Annotated in this window: 24 protein-coding genes and 1 riboswitch; of the genes, 3 read left to right on the top strand and 21 right to left on the bottom strand. The window is 36.9% G+C overall.

Features of this window, described 5'->3' with window-relative positions; genetic code table 11:
• The 3 genes from AO843_RS02035 to AO843_RS02050 form a co-directional block, all read right to left on the bottom strand.
• Entirely contained in the window at positions 1-540 is a 540-nt protein-coding gene (locus tag AO843_RS02035) for a hypothetical protein (RefSeq protein WP_054609487.1), read from the bottom strand.
• A 162-nt stretch (positions 541-702) separates the two neighbouring features.
• Positions 703-894, bottom strand: a riboswitch (cobalamin riboswitch).
• Positions 895-995: 101 nt separating this feature from the next.
• Entirely contained in the window at positions 996-1,541 is a 546-nt protein-coding gene (locus AO843_RS02045) for a glutathione peroxidase (RefSeq protein WP_054609489.1), read from the bottom strand.
• Positions 1,542-1,627: 86 nt separating this feature from the next.
• On the bottom strand, positions 1,628-2,179 hold the full coding sequence (locus tag AO843_RS02050) for a hypothetical protein (protein WP_054609490.1): 552 nt from the start codon (positions 2,177-2,179) through the stop codon (positions 1,628-1,630).
• 90 nt (positions 2,180-2,269) lie between these two features.
• Between AO843_RS02050 and ytvI the strand changes: the two genes are divergently transcribed.
• Positions 2,270-3,328 carry a sporulation integral membrane protein YtvI gene (gene ytvI / locus AO843_RS02055; protein WP_054609491.1) on the top strand — a complete coding sequence of 353 codons (1,059 nt, stop codon included), beginning with the start codon at positions 2,270-2,272 and terminating at the stop codon, positions 3,326-3,328.
• Between the two features lie 85 nt (positions 3,329-3,413).
• Here the strand turns inward: ytvI and AO843_RS02060 are convergent, their stop codons facing one another.
• From AO843_RS02060 to hmpA, 13 genes are all read right to left on the bottom strand, one after another.
• The gene (locus AO843_RS02060) at positions 3,414-4,550 is read right to left on the bottom strand and encodes a C40 family peptidase (RefSeq protein ID WP_304438282.1); all 1,137 of its coding nucleotides are present in this window, start codon (positions 4,548-4,550) and stop codon (positions 3,414-3,416) included.
• 354 nt (positions 4,551-4,904) lie between these two features.
• The gene (locus tag AO843_RS02065; protein ID WP_054609492.1) at positions 4,905-6,893 is read right to left on the bottom strand and encodes an ABC1 kinase family protein; all 1,989 of its coding nucleotides are present in this window, start codon (positions 6,891-6,893) and stop codon (positions 4,905-4,907) included.
• A 149-nt stretch (positions 6,894-7,042) separates the two neighbouring features.
• A complete protein-coding gene (locus AO843_RS02070) occupies positions 7,043-7,993 on the bottom strand; it encodes a c-type cytochrome (protein ID WP_054609493.1) in 951 nt (316 codons plus the stop codon).
• A gap of 232 nt (positions 7,994-8,225) precedes the next feature.
• Positions 8,226-8,930 (bottom strand): DsbA family oxidoreductase, encoded by a 705-nt coding sequence (locus AO843_RS02075; RefSeq protein WP_054609494.1) that lies wholly within the window; start codon positions 8,928-8,930, stop codon positions 8,226-8,228.
• Positions 8,931-8,932: 2 nt separating this feature from the next.
• Positions 8,933-9,718, bottom strand: a complete 786-nt coding sequence (locus AO843_RS02080; RefSeq protein WP_054609495.1) for a sulfite exporter TauE/SafE family protein — start codon at positions 9,716-9,718, stop codon at positions 8,933-8,935.
• 69 nt (positions 9,719-9,787) lie between these two features.
• On the bottom strand, positions 9,788-10,015 hold the full coding sequence (locus AO843_RS02085; RefSeq protein ID WP_054609496.1) for a sulfurtransferase TusA family protein: 228 nt from the start codon (positions 10,013-10,015) through the stop codon (positions 9,788-9,790).
• A 145-nt stretch (positions 10,016-10,160) separates the two neighbouring features.
• Positions 10,161-11,288, bottom strand: coding sequence for an MBL fold metallo-hydrolase (locus AO843_RS02090; protein ID WP_054609497.1), 1,128 nt, complete (start codon positions 11,286-11,288; stop codon positions 10,161-10,163).
• Positions 11,289-11,372: 84 nt separating this feature from the next.
• The gene (locus AO843_RS02095) at positions 11,373-11,768 is read right to left on the bottom strand and encodes a DsrE/DsrF/DrsH-like family protein (RefSeq protein ID WP_054609498.1); all 396 of its coding nucleotides are present in this window, start codon (positions 11,766-11,768) and stop codon (positions 11,373-11,375) included.
• Positions 11,769-11,784: 16 nt separating this feature from the next.
• Positions 11,785-12,333: a sulfurtransferase TusA family protein gene (locus tag AO843_RS02100; protein ID WP_054609650.1), complete on the bottom strand. Its 549-nt coding sequence runs from the start codon at positions 12,331-12,333 to the stop codon at positions 11,785-11,787.
• A 66-nt stretch (positions 12,334-12,399) separates the two neighbouring features.
• Positions 12,400-12,696, bottom strand: a complete 297-nt coding sequence (locus tag AO843_RS02105; RefSeq protein ID WP_054609499.1) for a rhodanese-like domain-containing protein — start codon at positions 12,694-12,696, stop codon at positions 12,400-12,402.
• Between the two features lie 11 nt (positions 12,697-12,707).
• Positions 12,708-13,049 carry a rhodanese-like domain-containing protein gene (locus AO843_RS02110; protein ID WP_054609500.1) on the bottom strand — a complete coding sequence of 114 codons (342 nt, stop codon included), beginning with the start codon at positions 13,047-13,049 and terminating at the stop codon, positions 12,708-12,710.
• A 43-nt stretch (positions 13,050-13,092) separates the two neighbouring features.
• Entirely contained in the window at positions 13,093-13,353 is a 261-nt protein-coding gene (locus AO843_RS02115; protein ID WP_054609501.1) for a metal-sensitive transcriptional regulator, read from the bottom strand.
• Positions 13,354-13,573: 220 nt separating this feature from the next.
• Positions 13,574-14,740 carry an NO-inducible flavohemoprotein gene (gene hmpA, locus AO843_RS02120; RefSeq protein WP_054609502.1) on the bottom strand — a complete coding sequence of 389 codons (1,167 nt, stop codon included), beginning with the start codon at positions 14,738-14,740 and terminating at the stop codon, positions 13,574-13,576.
• Between the two features lie 190 nt (positions 14,741-14,930).
• Here hmpA and AO843_RS02125 point away from each other — a divergent pair, with 190 nt between their 5' ends.
• On the top strand, positions 14,931-15,368 hold the full coding sequence (locus AO843_RS02125) for an Rrf2 family transcriptional regulator (RefSeq protein ID WP_054609503.1): 438 nt from the start codon (positions 14,931-14,933) through the stop codon (positions 15,366-15,368).
• 47 nt (positions 15,369-15,415) lie between these two features.
• On the opposite strand, the gene AO843_RS02130 is transcribed toward AO843_RS02125, so the two are convergent.
• The 5 genes from AO843_RS02130 to AO843_RS02150 form a co-directional block, all read right to left on the bottom strand.
• Positions 15,416-16,396 carry a GNAT family N-acetyltransferase gene (locus AO843_RS02130; RefSeq protein ID WP_054609504.1) on the bottom strand — a complete coding sequence of 327 codons (981 nt, stop codon included), beginning with the start codon at positions 16,394-16,396 and terminating at the stop codon, positions 15,416-15,418.
• Positions 16,397-16,442: 46 nt separating this feature from the next.
• Complete coding sequence (locus AO843_RS02135; protein ID WP_054609505.1) at positions 16,443-16,820, bottom strand: VOC family protein; 378 nt, start codon at positions 16,818-16,820, stop codon at positions 16,443-16,445.
• Positions 16,821-17,255: a DUF1801 domain-containing protein gene (locus tag AO843_RS02140; RefSeq protein WP_054609506.1), complete on the bottom strand. Its 435-nt coding sequence runs from the start codon at positions 17,253-17,255 to the stop codon at positions 16,821-16,823.
• 21 nt (positions 17,256-17,276) lie between these two features.
• Complete coding sequence (locus tag AO843_RS02145) at positions 17,277-17,939, bottom strand: YdeI/OmpD-associated family protein (protein ID WP_054609507.1); 663 nt, start codon at positions 17,937-17,939, stop codon at positions 17,277-17,279.
• A 149-nt stretch (positions 17,940-18,088) separates the two neighbouring features.
• A complete protein-coding gene (locus AO843_RS02150; RefSeq protein WP_054609508.1) occupies positions 18,089-18,583 on the bottom strand; it encodes a DUF1648 domain-containing protein in 495 nt (164 codons plus the stop codon).
• Positions 18,584-18,894: 311 nt separating this feature from the next.
• On the opposite strand from AO843_RS02150, the gene AO843_RS02155 reads away from it, so the two are divergent.
• Entirely contained in the window at positions 18,895-20,589 is a 1,695-nt protein-coding gene (locus AO843_RS02155) for a methyl-accepting chemotaxis protein (RefSeq protein WP_054609509.1), read from the top strand.
• The last annotated feature ends 9 nt before the right edge of the window (positions 20,590-20,598 follow it).

Genomic DNA, 20,598 nt, shown 5'->3' on the forward strand with positions numbered 1-20,598 from the left:
TCATTTCTCCTTTTTCTTTTTCATTGGATATGATTTACTAATAAACGGAATTTCAGCTAGCCCAGCTTGCTGATTCATATAGACAGCCATAACAAAACATACATTGGCTAATAAGCCTAAATAGTCGAAAAGGATTGTCGGTACCTCTCGTTCTTCAGAAACTTTGTGTAATGTACGATATGATTTTTTCGCTTCACTGCGGCAAAGATGTAGAGCAGCAGCAGCCTCTGTACCTTGTGGTAAAACAAAATTTTGAATCTCATTCTTCACATGACTAACATAAAAATCATAGCGCTCACTTAACCAAGATAGATCCTCATCTGTTACTGCTAATTTTCCACGAACTGAGCCATTGACATGGTAAGCCATAGGTAAAATTTGCATTAAATCATCTGCTACAACTTGGATATCCTCTTTTTTTACTGCAGCTAGCGCAACCCCTATATGCGTTGTTAAACTATCTGTTCGAATCTCAAAATCGACAGTTGAAGCCCTCTCTCGCATAAAAGGATAACAAGAATAACGTGCATCTTTTTTCAACTTGCTGTCCCCCTATTTTCTATAATGAAAATTCTTGCTTTCAGTGCATAAAAAAACGTCGCTCCTTTACGGAAAGGAACGACGAAAATAACATAATGATTGTCATACAAACACGACACTACCTATGTATTTGCCGTATATTCTCCTAGCTTCCGAAGAGTTTTTATACGTTCAAATAAAGGTCGGTCTCCTGGCTTGTACGACGCTCCCAAAAGAAAAAAGAAGAGCTATAAAGAACCTCCAATGAAACAGTGGTCATTCTTTATAATGGCTGTACTTACAGTTGCGGAAACAGCTTCGGCTTTTACCGAATTCCCGATTATGCTAACTAGCACCTTTATTCTGCAAGAATATTTCACTTGTAATGCAGTTTATCATAGATTGATAGGAAAAAATAGTTGTGTAAAAAAATGAAAGTCGATTTATAAGCTTTCCATTTCTATGAAATGACACAGCTATAATATTTTTTCAATGGCTTGCTCAATGTCTAGCTGTGAATCTGTTGGCTCAAAACGTGCTACGGTTTTTCCAGTTAGATCAACTAAGAATTTGGTAAAATTCCAACGAATATTACGACCATCCAAATAGCTTGGAGCAAGTTGAATGATTGCCTCAGCAAGCATTTTCTCCTGCATGCTAGCCTTCCCGAATTCACGAAAATCGACTTCATGTTTTAAATAATTAAATAATGGATGTGTGGTCTCTCCATTTACTTGTACAAGTTCAAAAATCGGGAACGTAACTCCATAGTTTACTTTACAAAGATGTGTGGTTTCCTCACCATCTTCAGGATTTTGATGGCCAAACTGATCACAGGGGAAACCTAAAACGACAAAATTATTTTTTCCATATTTATCGTACATTTTTTGCAAGTCTTCAAATTGGTATGTAAATCGGCATTGATTGGCCGTGTTGACAATTAGTAACGTTTTCCCCCGAAATGTTTCCATTGATAAGATTTCACCATTCGGCTTTCGTACTAAATAATTATAAATGCTCATTCCCAAACCCCTTTTGTTTTTATATATAGTATAGTTGACTCTTCTACTATAACCAAAGAGTTTGCACAAAAAACACCATCTCGTTACTATGAACGGATGGCAGACTTATACTTCTTTTTATATTTAACATTTTGTTCTTCACTAATCAAACGATGTGCTATGTCTAATAATTTAGAATCATTCGTTTGATCATATAGTTTTTTTAAAGATACAATAATATCATAGCGAATGAGCGTAGGATGTTTCTCGTCTAAACAAGTTTGAAATCTCTTCGCTAAATAAGACACAACTAAATCGCTTTGTACTTGGCCTGCTAAACCTATTTTCCAAATAGCCTGTAATGTATGTCTTGCCGTAACAGGTTTATCATCATAGGTCACAGCCCAAATCTTTAAAAAATCTTCTAAAACTCTTTCTTCCGGATCACTGTTTGCAGCTAAAGCACATAAAATCTGTGCGGCAAGTGCACGAGCATGTCCATTTTTATATGTAAGTGCTTGTACAAGCTGTTCCCAGACTGCATATGTCCAATCTACGGGTTCCTGCATAATTTTCATTAGTTCCTCGTAAGATTCATATTGAATATCTCGATCACGCTCTGTTAGATTATTAAAAAGTTGCAAAATCTCTTTTTCCATAATTTATCCCTACCTTTATTGTTTCAGAACGTCATAAAACTTGATTTATGGTACACTTAACTTAATTTTTTTCGCAAAGAAGGTGAGTTTATGAATAAATTTAATGCTAGGAAATTGATTTTTCGATTGCTAGTGATTATGTCCCTCATTGTAGCTGCTTATTTTATTATTCCTGTATCCATGCCATTAATATTAGCAGCTATCAGCGCATTTTTCCTTGAACCAATCGTGATGTTCTTTAAAAGACGCTGGAAAATGTCTCGAAAAATTGCAGTTGCCTTTATTTACATAGTGAGCGTTATTATTATTTCAATTATTTGCTATCTTTCAATTACACAGATCATGACGCAAATAATTTTATTGTCTAAGCAAGCTCCCTATTATATTTCCAAGCTATCAGATATGTGGCTTCATATGCAAGAAAATATTTCTAAATACACTGAAGACTTTCCACCTGAAGTAAGTACTTCGCTTCAAAAAACCACAATGGATTTCATAAAGAAAATTGAAGAATCTTTTTTAAGTTTCTTTAATTATAGCAAAGTTTCAGCCTTCTTTTCAGAGATTCCAAGTCTATTTATCAGTCTTCTCGTTTATATGATTGCCCTATTCCTATTTATGCTTGATCTACCTAAATTGAAGCGAATTACTTATAAATATTTAAAGCCTAATACGGCAAAGAAAATAAAAATCATCTTAAACCGTTTAAAAGATGCAACCTTCGGCTATATGAAAGCACATTTATTTGTAAGCTTCATTATTGGAGGCGTTACACTTGTGGGACTTTTTTTAATCCAGCCGAAATATGCCATAACGATGACCATTATTATATGGCTAATTGATATTGTCCCTTTCTTAGGCTCCATCATTATTTTAGCACCATGGGGACTTTACCACCTATTAATGGGAAACACATCTATAGCTGTAAAATTATTCATCTTAGCTGCTATTTTACTCATTATTCGTCGTGTAGTCGAGCCTAAACTAATGGGAGACCATATTGGTTTATCAACTTTACCAACATTAATCGCAATGTTTATCGGTCTGCAGTTATTTGGTATTATCGGTTTACTGGTTGGACCCTTTGTGATTATCTTCTTTATTGCCTTAAAAGAAACAGGCGTCATTAAATTAAACTTCAAAATTTAATATCTATAGAAAAAGGTCATCTTTGTATTTTTTCACTACAAAGATGACCTTTTTATCATGTCAATCGTCTATATGATATTAAGGCTTATTGAATTCGACCAAAGCCTACTAAATATTGATTCCACCAATCAAGTGATTCAATGACAACTCCATTATTTTGAGCATCAATCATTGTGTTGTTACCTAAGTAAATACCTACGTGCGCTACACCAGAACCATAGCTAAAGAATACTAAGTCACCAACACGTGCTTCACCCGCAGAAATACGTTGTGTTGCTAAATATTGTTGTGATGCAGTACGTGGTAAAGAAACGCCTGCTTGTTTGTAAGACCATTGAACAAGACCTGAACAGTCAAAACCTGAAGTTGGGTTACTACCACCCCATACGTATGGACGACCAAGGAATTGTTTCGCTGTAGAAATGGCATCACCTGAAGAGGCAGTCCCAGTTCCTGAACCAACGATAATTTTTTGTGGTTGTTGACCACCATCATTATTTTGAATAGTTTGTACCACTGGTGTTGCTGCTTGAAGAGCACGTAAACGGGCCGCTTCTTCTTCAGCTGCCTTACGCTCTGCTTCTAAACGTTCTTCTTCCTGTTTTGTAGCAATTTGAGCTTTTAGAGCAAGTGATTTCGCTTCATTTTCAGCCTTTTTCACTTCCATTTCGCTTTCTTTTTGTTGAAGCTCTTGGAATTGTTTTTGAAGCTCTTTTTGTTTTTCGTCAAGTGTAGCTTTTTGTTGCTCTAAGCTCACTTTATCGGCTTCTTGTTGATCCACTAATTCTTGGTCAGCATCCATTAATGTTTTAACCGCTACGACACGATCCATTAAATCAGCAAAGCTTTTTGATTCAAGAACTACATTTAAATAAACGCCAACTGTGTTATCTTGTGCTTGGTATGCAGCCATTCGTTCGCTTAAAATTTTAGAACGTTGCTCAATACGTTTTTTTGTTTCAACAATGCTAGCATCAACTTCTTTAATTTCCGCTTGCACTTGTTTAAATACTTTTACTTTTTCGTCGATCTCTTTTTGTAATTTTGTTAATTCTTCTTGTAATTTTTTAACTTGTGTATCTATTTCAGCCTTTTTCTCAATCATTTGTTGAGAAGTTTCTTCAGCATGTACTTCTGTTGGTTGAACTGTATTAAATAATAAGCCGCCTGCTAGTGCTAAAGCTAGCACCATCGACTTACGCCATTTATTGCGCTTACCCACGTACCTTCATTTCCCTTCGTTTATCAATTTCGCTCTCGATACTCTATGTAATCTGTTGAACGATTTCTATTTTATTTTAATTAATTGTTCTTATATATTTGTTTTAGCCTTTTAAAGTTTAGCATTTTCAGCATAACTTTTATACTATTTCCTATCTATTTAATACATTAGTAAAACTCGAAACATTTCTGTAACATTCGCGAAGAAGCATGGTAATTCTACAAAACGCTTATATATTCTACACACATCCACTATTAGCTAATTCGACATTAGACCCACGGGCAACTTTGTAATGTTTTTGTAATATTCCTTAGAAATGTTTCAAAAAAAATAGGTAGGGGAATAACCCCCTACCTATTGCCGCATGGATCGCAATGCTTGTATTGATAATCTTACTAACAAAATAGCACATAAAAATAAACCTAAATAAGCGGCAGTGTTTAAATATACTGCATAAGAATCATGAATAAATTGTGAGATTGCTAAAAGGGCAACAGATATAATACCAAATGTGATCCCTACTAAAAGTAATACGAATCGAGAAAACAAATGTGTAATAAAACGGGCGTTATGTTCATCAGAGAAAACGTCATGATGCAAAATAATTTTTCCACTCTCAACGCGCTGAATTAGTTGATCCACCCTTCTTGGCATTTTACGCAAAGTTGGTATTAGCATGGATAATTCCTCTTGCAGGCGTTCTTTTGTAGCCATCGGTTCTCTAAATGGCTTTAGGAAAGAAGCACGCATATATGTAGCAGAAAAATCCTTAGCCTCCGTAAAAATATCAAAACGTGGATCAATTACCCGTAATGTTCCATCTAACGTCACCAGTGAACGGAGTGCTAATCCTACCGCAGGGTAAAAGGCTAGTCCAAAATCCCGTACCACTGTAAATAACGCATGAATTAATTCCTCTGTTGGTATGCGGTCAACATAAGAGATTTTAAGTAAAATTTGATCAATTGCTTGCTCCATTCTTGCGCGCTCCGCATGATCGGCATTTTCCACAAGTAGGGTTAAGCCATCGTACAAAACACTGGAATCATTTAGCTGAATACCCATCAAAAATAGCTTCAAACCCTCTTGTTGTGTGGCTCCCAATCTTCCTACCGCTCCAAAATCTAGCAATACTGGTATACCATCCTTCTCATCAATGTGAATATTTCCTGGATGAGGGTCAGCATGAAAAATACCTGAAAAAAGCATCTGTTCAAAAAAGGAATATAATACCGTTCTTGCAAATTGTCTGCGATCAATGGACAAGCGATTGAATTCAGATACCCCATCTGCCACACTATGTCCACGAATATACTCCATTACAATTATATTTTCATTACTGTAAGCTGTATAAATTTTTGGAATTCGGACCTTATAATCACTTTTTGCTAATGCGTTCTTCACCTGTAACGTGTTACGTACCTCAATATCTAAATGAATCTCCTCACGTAGCCCGTCTGCGAATCCACCAGCCAATTCCCGAAATCCTAGTGATTCTGCCCAAGTAGATTTAGATGAAAGCCAATTAGCGAATTCCTCTAAAATTTCAAGATCATCACGCATAATTCCTTTTACTTCTGGACGCAAGAGCTTGACCACAACATCTTCATAATTTTTGAGTCGGGCCTTGTGCACTTGGCCGATGGAGGCCGCTGCGATGGGCTCCATTTGAAAATGGCTAAATACTTCATCCATTGATTGAGGAAGTGAGCCTTCTAAAATTTGTGTAACTTGCTCTGCTGGCAAAGGCTTCACACGATGTTGTAGCCTTTCTAGCTCATCTATAAAGATTGGTGAAAATAATTCTTTACGTGTAGACAGTACTTGCCCAAATTTAATGAATATCCCACCACATTGCTCTAATGTTGACCGCAATGCAATCGCAAGCTCTTTTTCATTTTCACGTTGCCTCGCATATTTAATCGTTTGGACGACACCATTTGTAACAGCAATTTTTAATACTTGTCGCAATCGTTTCTGCTGTCGCCAATAGCTTCGCAGCCGTAATAGCAATGATTTTTGACCATTTCGGCGATCGCCAGTTGTTATGCCACTCGGATCAAATAGCTCAAAAACCAAATACAGCAACATAGAAATGAGTAGCATACTTCCAATCCAAATCAGCGTGCTGACCTCTGTCACCGTTTGCATCATTGTTTCTGACAAAAAATCTGTATGACGCAAATAAGAGTACCAGTAAACAAAAGATGTTAATGTCACACTTATAATGACAGATAGCACTCTACGAACAAAATTAATATTTGAACCAATTAGGCGTCCGCTCACAATATAAATCAAACCTGATACTACAATGATTTGGATCAAAAATTTTAAAAAAATCAACAGCTTCACCTCCAAAGTCATTTCCATTTCCTACTACCGCTAGTATAGCAAATTTATACATTAACTTTCTTTTATATGAACCATCGGAAAAATGACGTATATAAATTTAGGTAATCAAAAAGGGATGCTGTTTGTCAGCATCCCTTTTCTTAATTAGTAGACAGTACTTTTTCCCAATCAATGGTACCATTTTTGATTTGTTCACGTTTTTCTTTAATCATAATATCATTTGGTTTACCGCCTTTTGGCCAGTCTTTATCATGATTTGGCCATTCAGGACGATCTTGCGCTAAAATAAACGCTGCTAAATCAGCGGCTTCCTGATCTGTTAAAGAATTTGTTGCACCTACCGGCATATTATTTTGAATATAGCCTGCCATTTTAGATAGGCGTGCCATCCCTGCCCCATCATTAAAGGAATTATCACCCCATAATGCTGGACCAGTATTGGCACCAGTACCTGAGCCATCAGCAGCATGACAAGCTATACAGGACTGACCATAAAGCTCCTCACCATTCGCAACATCTGGAATCGGAACATTCTTCATGTCGCTAGATCCAGCCCAATCACGTTTTGCCCCAATTGGAACACCTTCAGAAATATATGCAAAATAAGCGACCATAGCCTCCAGCTCATCACTATTCATATCAAATTTTTTCCCATTCATACTACGGACCATACAACCATTTATACGCTCTTCTATCGTGACAACACCACCTGAGCGTGCAATATATTGTGGATAATTGGCCATTACACCTACCAACGAAGATACTTGCTCATCGTACCCAGCACCAGCATGACAGCTTGTGCAAGATAATTGGTTCCCTACATATTCATCTGCCGCAACATGTGTGTTATTGACAAGCTCATAGCCGTTTAATATGGCCTCTTTCATAGGTCCATCCGGCACTTCATCAATACTTGGTGGAGCATAGACAACTGACTGAGCAGCTGCTGTCGTTGGTAATTGCGTCTGCACTGTCGTTTCGTTCTCGTCCACAATCGAATCAACTGTAATTTTGTCACTAATAATTGTTGCTACAAAAATTGTGCCTACTAACAGTACTGTCCCTGCTACTCCTGCTACTATAGGTTTCATCTATAATACCCCCCTTTGTATACTCACTTATATTTTAGCAACATAACATTTTATTGGATGTGATTTTCCTCACACTACACTAAAATAGAACCATTAAGATGATAAAAATGGATAAATTATACATTAATTATTGTTCTATAACAATAAAATCAAGACTTAATACCTCTTGCAGTATCCATTTTAATCAAAAAATGTCGGGTACCTTAAGTACCCGACACCTATCTATTTCGGTTTAAAGATTACATGCACCATCAGTACACGTTGCCTCTCCACTTCCCATCAACTTTATGGTTGGCTGAATACCCGCAATTTCTGCTGCCTGATGTAAAGTTCGCACAAAGACTTCGTTTGGCTCTGCCCCTTTAATGCCATAACGATTTTCAAACACAAAAAATGGCACACTTTGTATACCGAGTTGCTGTGCATCATAGCGATCCTTATCTAATGCGTCACTAAAAGCATTAGATGCTAAAATGTTCTTCGCCTCTTCTATATCTAGATCTAATTGTGCAATCACCTTTAATAAAAAAGAATGCTCATTCAAATCTTCCCCAGTTGTAAAATAACCAGCCATCAGCGCTTCAGTGTAAGCAGATGCTTTGCCAAATTGCTGTGTCCACTTTGCTAAACGATGTGCTTTTTCTGTGTGCGCTGTTGTCATCTTTTCAAAATGATAATACAATCCAACTTCTGCAGCCCTTGATGCCATGCTCTCCGTCATGTCACGCACTTCTTCACCTGTTCCATTGTACTTCAGAGCCAATGCGTCTAAATAAGTTGGTGCATTTACTTTAGGCGTATCCGGGCCTATTTGATAGGTCTTGTATTCGATTTCCACTTGTCCTTCATAGCCAGCAGTATCAACCGCTAGTTCCAGTTCTCGCTTGGCAATATAACAAAACGGACAAGTAAAGTCCGTGAAAACTTCAATTTTCATGGTTATATCCCTCCAATAATATCTACCCAAATTTTAATGGCAGTTGCTAATATGAGCATAGCTAAAATGCCTTGTAAGACTTTTGTATTTATTTTTTTTCCGGCTTTTGCACCAAGAGGAGCCGCTATTAGGCTGGCTATAATCATGATGAGCGCGGGATAATATTCAACTTGTCCAGTCATTAATTTCCCCATCATCCCCCCTATTGAGGAGATAAATGTAATGGCTAAGCTAGTTGCAATGGTCATACGCGTAGGAATCCCTAAAACCACTAACATGATCGGGACTAATAAGAAGCCCCCACCTGCCCCCACAATTCCTGATCCGATACCAACAACTAAAGCCAATATGATTGCAAGTGATTTATTAAACGTAACCTCCTGCAACGGTTTATCATCGATTTGTTTTTTGGGAATAAACATCATGACTGCAGCTATTAATGCAAGGACACCATAAACAATATTAATGCCCGACTCTGATAAAAACTTGGAACCAAAACTACCAACAAAACTTCCCGTTAATATAGCGCCACCCATATAGATAATAAGTGATTTATTTAAATATCCACCTTTGCGATATACCCAAACACCAGCAATGGATGCAAAAAATACTTGTACGGCAATAATTCCAGAAACCGCATGCGCCGAAAAGGCCACAAGTCCTAATAATGGTGGAATATAAAGTAACATCGGATAATTAATAATAGCACCGCCGATACCTAACATCCCTGATACAAATGAACCGATAAAACCAATAAAGAAGATCGTTAATATCCATGTAATATCCATTTATTCTTCCTTCTTTCGAAAAAGCGAAAGAAGGGTTGTTCTACTTTAATAGACAACCCTCCAATAGCTTTAAGCTTTCTGAATTAAAAATGTAATGACACCAGCTTCTTCGGATTGATCTACTATATTATGACCTCCAGCTTTTGCCCAAGCAGGAATATCCGCTAAAGCTCCTTTATCTGTCACCTGAACTTCTAAAATTTCTCCAGTATTTAATGTGTCTATCGCCTTTTTTGTTTTCACAATAGGCATTGGACACGAAAGACCTTTTGCATCTAATTGTAAATTTGACTTCATATTGATCCCCTTCAACACGGCAAAGATTGTAAGCGATTTTGCCAGTTCTTCTTGTTTTTTAAATTCATGAAGGATGAGCGCCTTCAATTTCTGGAATATACACATTTATAGTACATAGACGTATTCATTGCACTTTTAGTATATTTTATCGAACAGCACAGCGATTTGGACCGATTTCCATTTCAGTTTGTTCCTCTGGTGCAGGTGTTATTTTCCCCATATTTACCTGACGAATTTCTTGATAGGCATTGGGTTGTGGGGGCAATTGATCTGTCACGACACGTTTAAATTCTACTTCATCATGAATATTCAAACCATGATTTTGTACAAATAAATCCCCTAGTCGTTTCGCTACTGTCCCATCTTCGTTAAGTTCATCAATTATCATAAAGTGAGCTGGTAACACGATAAGCTCACCCGACAATTCTCGATAACGCTTGTAAAGTGTATCTCGTAAATCTCCAACCCAATCTTCAGCAAGACCTGCTAAATCAGGACGTCCAATAGAATCGACAAATAAAATATCCCCTGTTAACAAATATTTGCTATCGACAACAAATGATGTAGAGCCAATTGTATGACCTGGTGAGTAGATAGCTCCTACATCTATTTTGGACGTTCCAATTTGAACAGTCACTCCATCAACTAACGGTGTATACGGAAAAACAACCTCTTCTGCATCTTTCGGTGGTAAGTAATAGACTGCACCAGTGGCCTCAGCTATATGACGTCCACCCGAAATATGATCGGCATGTAAATGCGTATCAAAAATATGTCTGATTTTCACATTCTTCTGTTCTGCAAAACTTGTAAATACATCTGTAAAACGAACAGCATCAATGATTGCTGCCTCTCCTTCAGATATCACCATGTAAGAAAGACAGCCCTTCCCTAAACGTACGAATTGATAAAGTTCTCCACCGCCTGTTAAATCTCCAACTTTAATAGGCTCTAAATACTCACTCCAAGATTTCATGCCCCCTGCTAAATAAGCAACATCACGACCAGCTTCTGACAACATTTCAGCGACCATCAATGATGATCCCTCTTTAGCACAAACTACAAGAATTTTTTTATTGGAGGGGATTTTCGGCAAAATCTCCTCCACACCATCTAGCAGTTCAAAATATGGTACATTTAAATATTCAAATCGATGACCTTCAATTTTCCAATCTTCGAACGCATCTGCATTACGAACATCTAAAATAAACAACTCTTCATTGTTAATGACCTTTTTAGCAATTTGTGAAGCGTCCCATTTCTGCGTTGACATATATATAACCCCCATAGGTATAATTTCGAAGTTTTTAGAGTGGAGAGCGTTTTTCACTCTCCGCCTTCATTGCACAAAAACCATTTAGAAAGTTAGTGATGGTGCTGCATCTTTTGCAAATTCAAGGAAGGTTACAGCTCCACCCACTGCAATACCGTCAATAAAATCATCCGTCGATAAACTCATTACATCCATAGTCATTTGACAAGCAATAAATGTCACACCTAATTCTTGTGCCATTTCCACTAGTTGAGGTATGGTCGGAACATTAGCTTTCGCAAAACCTTCTGCATAATGCTCTGCTCCAGCAGGCATTGGTAATGCATGCATGCCTTGCTTATGAATCAGATTTAAACCTTCAAACGTGAAAAAGATTGCTACCTCCTTCTCAGAAGCTGCAGCTGCTGTTGCGATGTTAAACACCTTATACGCATCAAATAAACCACCGTTACTTGCAATAATCGCTACTTTGTTTGACATAATAAAATTCCTCCAATTAAATGTTTTTTGTTAAATCACCTTTCCAGGATGTCATTCCTGGTAAGACGTTAAATACCTTTGCAAAACCACGTGAAGCTAGCTTCTGCGCAGCCATATCACTACGCTTGCCAGTACGACAAATAACATAGATCTCCTGCTCTTTATCGAGCTCCGAAAGACGTGTATCTAATTCACTAATCGGAATAGATTTAGCGCCTTCAATATGCCCGAAAGCAAATTCAGCTTCCTCTCGTACATCAAGAATTAATCCATCACGATTGGTGATCTGCTCTAGGTCAATTGTTTGATCAAATGTAACTTCTTCTATTAGATCGTTTGTACATTTGCGAATATAGTGCTTTAGCACGCCATCATTTTCTAATGTGCCAATATATTGGTGACCTACAGTTTCTGCCCATGCTGCAACATCAGCTTTTGATCCTTTATCTGTCGCAGATACTTCTAATATTTGACCATCCACTAAATCAGCCATTGCTTTTTTCGTTTTCACAATTGGCATTGGGCAAGAAAGGCCCTTGGCATCTAGCTGAAAATCCACCTTCATACTCATTACAACCTCCATATACCTATAAGGGTATTATTTTTAACAAAAAAATTTAGCGATAATCGATTATTGTACTTCGCCCTCCCAGGCTAACATACCACCAACCATATTTGAGACTTCAAAGCCTTTACTTTCTAATATTTCGGTAGCACGGCCACTACGAGCACCAGATCGACAAACCATTATATATTGTTCATTTTTATTTAAATCCTGTATTCGAAACTCTAATAAGCCAAGTGGTATATGCATGACACCAGGAATATGCCCTGCTGCTACCTCATCTACCTCTCGTACATCAATAAGGTTCAACTTTTTTTCCTGTTCTATCGCTTGTTGTACTTCTTTTGCTGTAATTTCCCTCATTTGCTCTCCTCCTAATATGCGCTCATTCCACCACGAACATTTGTAACACGCTCAAAGCCTTGCTTTTTCAATTGCTTACATGCCTGACTACTCCGCATACCACTTTGACAAATAACTATTACTTCTTTATCTTTTGGTAGTTTGTCAAAGCTCGATCCAAGTGGCATGTTTTTAAATTGTGAGATATGACGGCCTTTATACTCAGCTGGCGTGCGTACATCTATAAATATCTTATCCTTATCATTCAGCACATTTTTTAATTGAGTGGTAGAGATCGACTGGACGCCCTTCGTTGGTTTCAATCGCCAAATGAAAAATGCTGCGATAATCGCAATAATGATCCATGTTTCCAAATTTTTAGTCCTCCTTTTATATACGTTAAAGGGTATATTAAATCTATCGGCTTTTCACAACTAAATCCATTGCCTCTTGGATGGCTGAGTTCACTTTTTCCGTATCCCCTTCAGCACTAGATACACAATCCAATAAATTCTCACTAACAATAACACCTATCGTCCGATCAACCGCAGAACGCACCGCAGATAGCTGTGTAATCACATCTTTACAGTTTTGATCCTCTTCCATCATGCGTAAAATACCACGCAATTGACCTTCTATTCGTTTCACTCGATTAGCTGTTTTAGAACCATAAGCCATTCTGTTCCAGCCTCCTTTCAAAACGATAGATTAAACTCGCTTACGTGATTCATATTATACCCTAGCAGGTATATTGTCAACGTGAAAGCTTCAAATCTTTTTCTTAAAGGCCTCAATCCGTTGGCTACTACGTTTCATCCGTCAACTTGGCCTATCTATATTTATCTTCAACAAAAAAACCCCGCTATGAGTTGGTACTCATAACAGGGAATCCACCATTCTATTTAGCTAATTGCATGGCTGGTCCGAAGAACTCATAGTGAATTTTCTCATCTTCCACGCCAATTTCTTGTAAATTTTTAATAACAGCTTCCATAAAGCCTACTGGTCCACATACATAAACATCAGCGTTATCAGCTACTCTTTCTGCTAATAATTCTTTTGTAATAATTTTGTCTTCATCAGAGTATAGAGCTGTATAAGATGCATTTGGTAGCCCATTTACTTTCTCTTGAATATCATCGCTAAACGCTACAACTTTTTCATTACGTGCACATTGGATAAAGTTAACTTTATTCGTTGTATCATCTTTTAAAGATTGCAACATACTGTTTAATGGTGTTACACCAATACCACCACTAACAAATGTAATTGGAGCAGTAGTTTCTTCTAAAACAAACAACCCAGCAGGAGCGCTTACGTCGACTAAATCTCCCACTTGTAAGTCATCGTGAATAAAGTTTGAAACTTTGCCGTTTGGTGTATGATCACTTTCACGTTTCACAGAAATACGGTAACCATCTTCTGCACTTGCTTGTGAAAGTGTGTATTGACGATTCATTAAATACTCTTCACCAGGTACCTTCACACGTATGCTGATGTATTGACCTGGCTCGTAAGCAGGTAGTGATGAGCCATCTTCATTTACAAAATAAACAGATGTAACTAATTCACTTTCTACAACTTTTTTCGCCACTTTTAATGGTTTAAATAGGCGCCATCCACCAGTATTCTCCGTTTTTTGGTATAACTCTTCTTCTACTTGAATGAAAATATCTGCTATAACGCCATATGTCTCAGCCCATGCATTAATAATGTCATCTGTTGCCGCATCGCCAAGTACTTCTTTAATCGCCTTTAATAAGTTTTCTCCAACGATTGGATAATGTTCAGGTAAAATACCTAAACTACGGTGTTTATGCGCAATAAGCATTACTGCCGGTAAAATAGCTTCTAAATTTTCAATATGAACTGCAGCAGCATAAACTGTGTTTGCTAATGCTGTTTGCTGACGACCTTTTTCTTGGTTAGTGTGGTTAAAAATATTCAGTAATTCTGGATGAGCTTGAAACATATTTTTATAAAACGTCTTTGTAATCTCTACACCATGTACTTCTAATACAGGGACTGTTGCCTTAATGATTTGAATTGTTTCTTGTTTTAACATATCGCATACCATCCTTTCGTGATTACAATATAACGCTTTCATTTTCTTAAAGCAATATATTAAATACATCTTTAACAAAATGGACATAATTAATGTATTTTAAATACATCTTTAAAAGGGGTTTGAAAATATTATACTTCATTGTAAAAATGCTATAATTATTTTGAATTATAGAAAGTAGGGTGTTCTTATGCGCTTAACTTTATACACAGATTATTCTCTGCGCACACTTATTTACTTAGGTGCAAAGGAAGATGGTCAATTATCAACTATTCAAGAGATTTCAGAGGCTTATAATATATCGAAAAACCATTTAATGAAGGTGACGCACCAACTAGGATTATTAGGCTATATTGAAACAATCCGTGGACGAGGTGGAGGTATTCGCTTAGCTATCGACCCAAAAACCGTTACCATTGGTGAAATTGTTCGTCATACAGAAGAGGATTTTCATTTAGTAGAATGTTTCGATAAAGAGAATAATTTATGTAAAATAGCTCCTGAGTGTCAGCTAAAAGGTGTCTTGTATGAAGCTTTACAAGCGTACCTAACCGTGCTGGATCGCTACACATTGGATGACTTCTTACATTCGAAGGAAAAATTAATGGCCCTCCTGCTCGGTAAATAAAAATACCCGCTCAACCTTTGTTGGCGGGTATTTCTTTATGAAAATGTTTATAATTGCTTGGAAAAGAAAATCATATCTAAAGCACGAATGCCATTTTCAAAAATTGGCTCTGAGTAGTCACGAAAGAAATCTTTTTCAATGGACTCCATGCGAAAACCTGCCTTTTGATAAAAAGCTATATTATCAATACTTGAATTGGCTGTTCCAACTAAAAGAGTTTGATAGCCCTCCATCTGGCAAATAGATGTAAGCTGTCGTAATGCCTCTTTACCAATCCCTTTCCCTTGGTATTTTGGCATAATAGCAATATTCTTCAACTCAATGGTTGCATTAGATTGAGGAATTAATAAAGCCACTCCCGCAAGCTGTTCTCCACATTTAATTTCATATAAGGTACCCTCATCTAAGTATTTTCGAATAGCCTCTTCACTCTCATCAGCTAGTAAAAGTTGCGGTAAAAAGACTTCTCGCTTGCCATCTACTTTTTTAAGAGCTGTACGATATTGAACAAAATCCGCACGTTCAAAAACATTTAAAACACATGGTTGTTTTTCCTTCACTTCTAGCCATGAGTGCTCCTCTGGGTAATCTTTTTCCACATCTAACCGAATAAAAGGCAGCTTTTCCTGTGCCTTTTGTGAACGAATATTAACCTTCCTAGCTCCTGCAAAAACTCGTGCCAATCCTAGCTCAAAAAAGGCAATATCTAAAATAGCTGTTTTAGCCTCAAGATTATAACCTTTCCCCCAAAATTGATAGCCGAGCCAAGACCCGATATGACAACTGTTTTTATGATGGTCTATAAACATTAATGCGGTCACACCGATTAATTGCCCCTCCTCATTTAAAACAACACGAGGAACTGTCTTCCCTTCTTCTTCATCTATACATTCACGTTTAATAAAATGAATTGTATCTTCTACTTTTCCAACAGGTAACCCAAGTGCATCTCGAACCTGTGGCATAGAAGACAACTCATGCATGGCCTCAGCATATTTGATAGCGTGTTTCACTAAAGTTACTGTCATCTTCTATTCCCCCTTTACTAACATTCTATTGTTATACTCCATTCCATCAACTATAAGATAGCTGCCAGGAGACGCCAAAGCAATCTTGAACCCACGCAAATTGTTTAGAAAACCCATAATTATCAAGTGGCATTAACGCTTGTCCACTCTCCACTATTTGAGCAACTAAATTCTTTATTTCTTCCTCAGAATCACATTCTATAAAGATAGAGGTTGATGGCGTAAACGTAAAATCATGTTGAATGACACTATCATTCAACATCAGTTTCAACCCCTTTAAATGTAGGATTGCCATCGCTACCTGCCGAGAATTTTTCATGTATTCTATCGTTACGACCTCTAAATCTTGAAACCACTGCTGATATTGTTCAATAGCTTCATGGGCTTGTCCTTGAAACATTAAAAAAGTTGTCGCGCTTTTCATCTATTTTTTCGCTCCTTCATAATGTGAAATCCACTCTGCTGGCGTCATTTTTGTCATAAGCTCACCAATTAAATCAAATGGAATATTCTTTGTGCTTGTAAAACGAATACAACTTTTCCCCATATTTAATTTTGTCGGTACTCGCCTTGCATACTCTTCCTGAAACCAAGAAAGCAATGCTTGATCTGCATATATTCCCATGTGATATAGCGCTATATGACGTTTTTGGGCTGCAAGACTAATAAAAGGTAATGGCGTATTGGCTGTCACATGATAGCCCTTAGGATAGGTTGCCAATGGAACAACATAACTGACCATGTCATATTGCATAGTTTGCTCAAAACCTTCTGGTAAATTTGCTTCTACAACATCTACAAGCTTACTAAAGGCATCACGCCATTTTTCTTCTACTTGCTCCATATATATGCTCTTCATACCTTAGCCTCACTTTGTTGTTTATTTTCCTGCTTCATCATTTACTTGTGCTTTGCGATACAATTCCTTTGTTTTGTAGCCTAAACGAATAATTTCACGCATCTCCTGTAGGCGCGCTTCTTGTGTTTCCTGTTTTTTTGCACTATAGATATAGCGTGCCCAATCCCTTTGATATCCTGGAGTTAGCCCATCATAAAACGCTAAATCATCCTGATTATCGGCAAGCAAATCTCGTAATGGAGAGATCATACTCTCATAATCACTAACACATTGACTATTTGCTGTTTTCTTCTTCCCTCTACCTTTAGCATCTTTCTTAATGCTTAAGATCGAAAATGTCTCATCTAGTGACATCAAGCTAGAAAACTTAAAATCACTACCAACGATGTATTTTTCCTCGTCCACGTGGATTGCTGGAAAAATCTCATCACGGTGGATAAACTGTTGATATTTTTTATTACCCTTTTTAGGATATACAAAAAATAAATAGCCTTGCTCCATTAGACTATTATCTTTTAACACTTTTTGTAAATAAGTTACCATGTCATCTACCGAAAACGCAAAAGAAATAATACGGTCATAGGGTGCCTCTCCAGAATGAAAAACCCCGTCTAATAACAAATCATGTGGCTGGTTGTGTATGGTAATGGATAAGTCATCCTTCAGTTTAAATTTCTTTTGCATAGCTTAAACTCCTCTTCTAGCTCTCATTTTTAGCATCTAACAATGGGCTCATACATTTGCATCTTAGTTTTGATAGTATACTGAATAAATGGGAACTTGGGAACAAAAAATAAACGCTTGAAAATGTATCAAGCGTTTACGTTTAAACTTTATTTTATTTTGCTAGTAACTACTATCCCTTTAATAATTGGTACAGTTATCCCAATTATTATAATTGGCAAGAACCACCACCCTAATGAAGTTGTCTCGCCAAGACCAATGCGGACCATTTGAAACGATATACATGCAAATAAAATAACACAGAAATTTTTTACTTCGTTTAACATTTTTCTGCTATTTAAATAAAATGATTCCACATTCCGTTCATTCAAACGAGCTGGATAGTTATGCATATGTGGTGCCTTCTCTAAAAGACCCATTATAATCCATAAAAACATCCCTATAAACGGAAGAATAATGAGCTCTATTTTTGAACCCCATCGGTCAACCTCACCCTTACCATTAAAATGACCTGGAATTTCTTCAGGCAATTTACCCCACATCACCATGATATAAATGATAGATGAGACAAATATTATAGCACCAATATAGTCCCAAATCTTTTCAGATTTAGTTTTAGGTATGTTTAAAATTGGTCTATACATTTCATATCACCTCAGTTCATCTTCTTAACTAATTTACGTTACTACTACTGTATAAGTTTCAAAATTTATGAAAATTGGCTTAATATTCAACACACACCATTAACTATCGCTTTATTTTTAGAGTGTTATAGCAATAAATCTACTTTTTTTATTACTTCAAGCACAACTTTCTACCATCTTCAAACTATTTATTACAGTAAAAATACTCATAATACTTTGTAAAATTCGTATAATCTGATATAAATGATATATATACATATTTCATTAATTTGTAACATTTCTACTAAATGCTGAGAAAGGAAATTTCACCTATGCGATTTACTATCTACAAGAAATTATTACTCGGTTTTTTTATAGTGATTTTGGTTCTCGTTGCTACAATCGGCTTAAACATAAAGCAGCTTGATTCTGTGAACAAAACATATCGTACATTACTGGAGGAACAAACAACGAAATCTATCTCTATTCAGGAATTACGCGTCATTGCCAAACAAGAGATTGTCAGTTTGCGTGGCTATTTGCTGCTCGGAGATAAACAAAACCTTCAAAGTAATCAGGATTCACGCGCAGAATTCAAACAAAAATCTGAAGATCTAATGGCTTCTTTGACTTCCGAAAAATCCATTAAGCTTCTAGAAGCTATTAATAAAAGTGAGCAAAATGTTCAACAATTTGCGGATCGTATGTTTGAGTTAAAGGCTTCGGGAGAAACAGAAAAGTACGAAAAGTTAGATAGTACACAAGGACGTTTAATTATTAAACAATTTGACGAACGCGTTGAAAATCTTTCTGATTATCAAAATGAGTATATTGATGGAAAAATTGCTGCTACATCCAAACAAATTCAAGATATTAAGATCCAAATGATTCTTCTTGGGGGCCTTTCTGTTGTCATAAGTCTGATAATTGCAATGGTTGTAGGTAGCCTAATGTCTCGTCCAATCAACGGCATGGCGAAGGCAGCGAAAAAAATAGCAGAAGGTGACTTAACAGCTGAACAGATTCATATCAAAAATCGCGATGAAGTTGGTGATTTAGCACTAGCATTTAATCAAATGGCTGTTAATTTGAAGGATTTAATCACAAATGTACGTCACAACACTGTACAAGTTAGTGGCTCTGCTGCTGAATTAACAGCAAGTGCTGACCAAACAATCCAAGCTACAGAGCAAATCACATCTTCGATTCAAGAAGTGGCTAGTGGCTCTGAAGCTCAAGGCAAAAATGCTACAGAAAGCTCCGAAGCAATGAAAAACATGACAAAGGGCATACAACAATTAGCTTCTACTACTGCGGCAGTTTCTGAGCTAGCAATGGAAACAAATTCAGAGGCTCAGAAAGGAAATGAATCTTTACATCGAGTTATTTCGCAAATGACTACGATAAACACTGCTGTCTTAGAATCTGCAAGCGTTGTCAAAAATTTAGACGGACATTCTATTGAAATAGGAAATATCATTGGTATTATTACAGATATTGCAGAACAGACAAATTTATTAGCGCTCAATGCAGCTATCGAGGCGGCTCGTGCAGGTGATCATGGAAGAGGTTTTGCCGTTGTGGCAGATGAAGTGAAAAAGTTAGCTGAGCAATCCAAAAAATCAGCTGAGCAAATTGCTACTTTGATTGCTGAAATTCAACAAGATACAAATCGTGCTGTGAAGGTGATGGATACTGGTACACAAGAAGTTCAAATTGGTATGCAAGTGGTTCAGATAGCTGAAGAGGGTTTTTCCAAAATTGTGGAGCTTGTTGAACAAGTGTCGATGCAAATTCAAGAAGCAACAACAGTTTCGGAGGAAATGTCATCCAGTGCAGAGCAAATTTATGCATCCTTTGATGAAATAGCAACCATTGCTCAAATGTCTTCAAGTAATTTACAAAATGTCGCTTCTGCCTCTGAAGAGCAGTTAGCAACTATCGAGGAAGTAGCTGCCTCCGCAGCAACGCTTTCAAATATGGCTGAAGAGCTTCAAACTGAAGTCTCTCGTTTTAAATTAGACTAAAAAGAAAAC

The organism is Lysinibacillus sp. ZYM-1, assembly GCF_001308875.1.
GTDB lineage: Bacteria > Bacillota > Bacilli > Bacillales_A > Planococcaceae > Lysinibacillus.

Excerpts from the sequence above, each read along its gene's own strand:
- AO843_RS02045 (WP_054609489.1), bottom strand. The coding sequence starts at position 1,541 with ATGAGCATTTATAATTATTTAGTACGAAAGCCGAATGGTGAAATCTTA.
- AO843_RS02050 (WP_054609490.1), bottom strand. The coding sequence starts at position 2,179 with ATGGAAAAAGAGATTTTGCAACTTTTTAATAATCTAACAGAGCGTGAT.
- ytvI (WP_054609491.1), top strand. The coding sequence starts at position 2,270 with ATGAATAAATTTAATGCTAGGAAATTGATTTTTCGATTGCTAGTGATT.
- AO843_RS02070 (WP_054609493.1), bottom strand. The coding sequence starts at position 7,993 with ATGAAACCTATAGTAGCAGGAGTAGCAGGGACAGTACTGTTAGTAGGC.
- AO843_RS02075 (WP_054609494.1), bottom strand. The coding sequence starts at position 8,930 with ATGAAAATTGAAGTTTTCACGGACTTTACTTGTCCGTTTTGTTATATT.
- AO843_RS02080 (WP_054609495.1), bottom strand. The coding sequence starts at position 9,718 with ATGGATATTACATGGATATTAACGATCTTCTTTATTGGTTTTATCGGT.
- AO843_RS02085 (WP_054609496.1), bottom strand. The coding sequence starts at position 10,015 with ATGAAGTCAAATTTACAATTAGATGCAAAAGGTCTTTCGTGTCCAATG.
- AO843_RS02090 (WP_054609497.1), bottom strand. The coding sequence starts at position 11,288 with ATGTCAACGCAGAAATGGGACGCTTCACAAATTGCTAAAAAGGTCATT.
- AO843_RS02095 (WP_054609498.1), bottom strand. The coding sequence starts at position 11,768 with ATGTCAAACAAAGTAGCGATTATTGCAAGTAACGGTGGTTTATTTGAT.
- AO843_RS02100 (WP_054609650.1), bottom strand. The coding sequence starts at position 12,333 with ATGAAGGTGGATTTTCAGCTAGATGCCAAGGGCCTTTCTTGCCCAATG.
- AO843_RS02105 (WP_054609499.1), bottom strand. The coding sequence starts at position 12,696 with ATGAGGGAAATTACAGCAAAAGAAGTACAACAAGCGATAGAACAGGAA.
- AO843_RS02115 (WP_054609501.1), bottom strand. The coding sequence starts at position 13,353 with ATGGCTTATGGTTCTAAAACAGCTAATCGAGTGAAACGAATAGAAGGT.
- hmpA (WP_054609502.1), bottom strand. The coding sequence starts at position 14,740 with ATGTTAAAACAAGAAACAATTCAAATCATTAAGGCAACAGTCCCTGTA.
- AO843_RS02125 (WP_054609503.1), top strand. The coding sequence starts at position 14,931 with ATGCGCTTAACTTTATACACAGATTATTCTCTGCGCACACTTATTTAC.
- AO843_RS02130 (WP_054609504.1), bottom strand. The coding sequence starts at position 16,396 with ATGACAGTAACTTTAGTGAAACACGCTATCAAATATGCTGAGGCCATG.
- AO843_RS02135 (WP_054609505.1), bottom strand. The coding sequence starts at position 16,820 with ATGAAAAGCGCGACAACTTTTTTAATGTTTCAAGGACAAGCCCATGAA.
- AO843_RS02140 (WP_054609506.1), bottom strand. The coding sequence starts at position 17,255 with ATGAAGAGCATATATATGGAGCAAGTAGAAGAAAAATGGCGTGATGCC.
- AO843_RS02145 (WP_054609507.1), bottom strand. The coding sequence starts at position 17,939 with ATGCAAAAGAAATTTAAACTGAAGGATGACTTATCCATTACCATACAC.
- AO843_RS02150 (WP_054609508.1), bottom strand. The coding sequence starts at position 18,583 with ATGTATAGACCAATTTTAAACATACCTAAAACTAAATCTGAAAAGATT.
- AO843_RS02155 (WP_054609509.1), top strand. The coding sequence starts at position 18,895 with ATGCGATTTACTATCTACAAGAAATTATTACTCGGTTTTTTTATAGTG.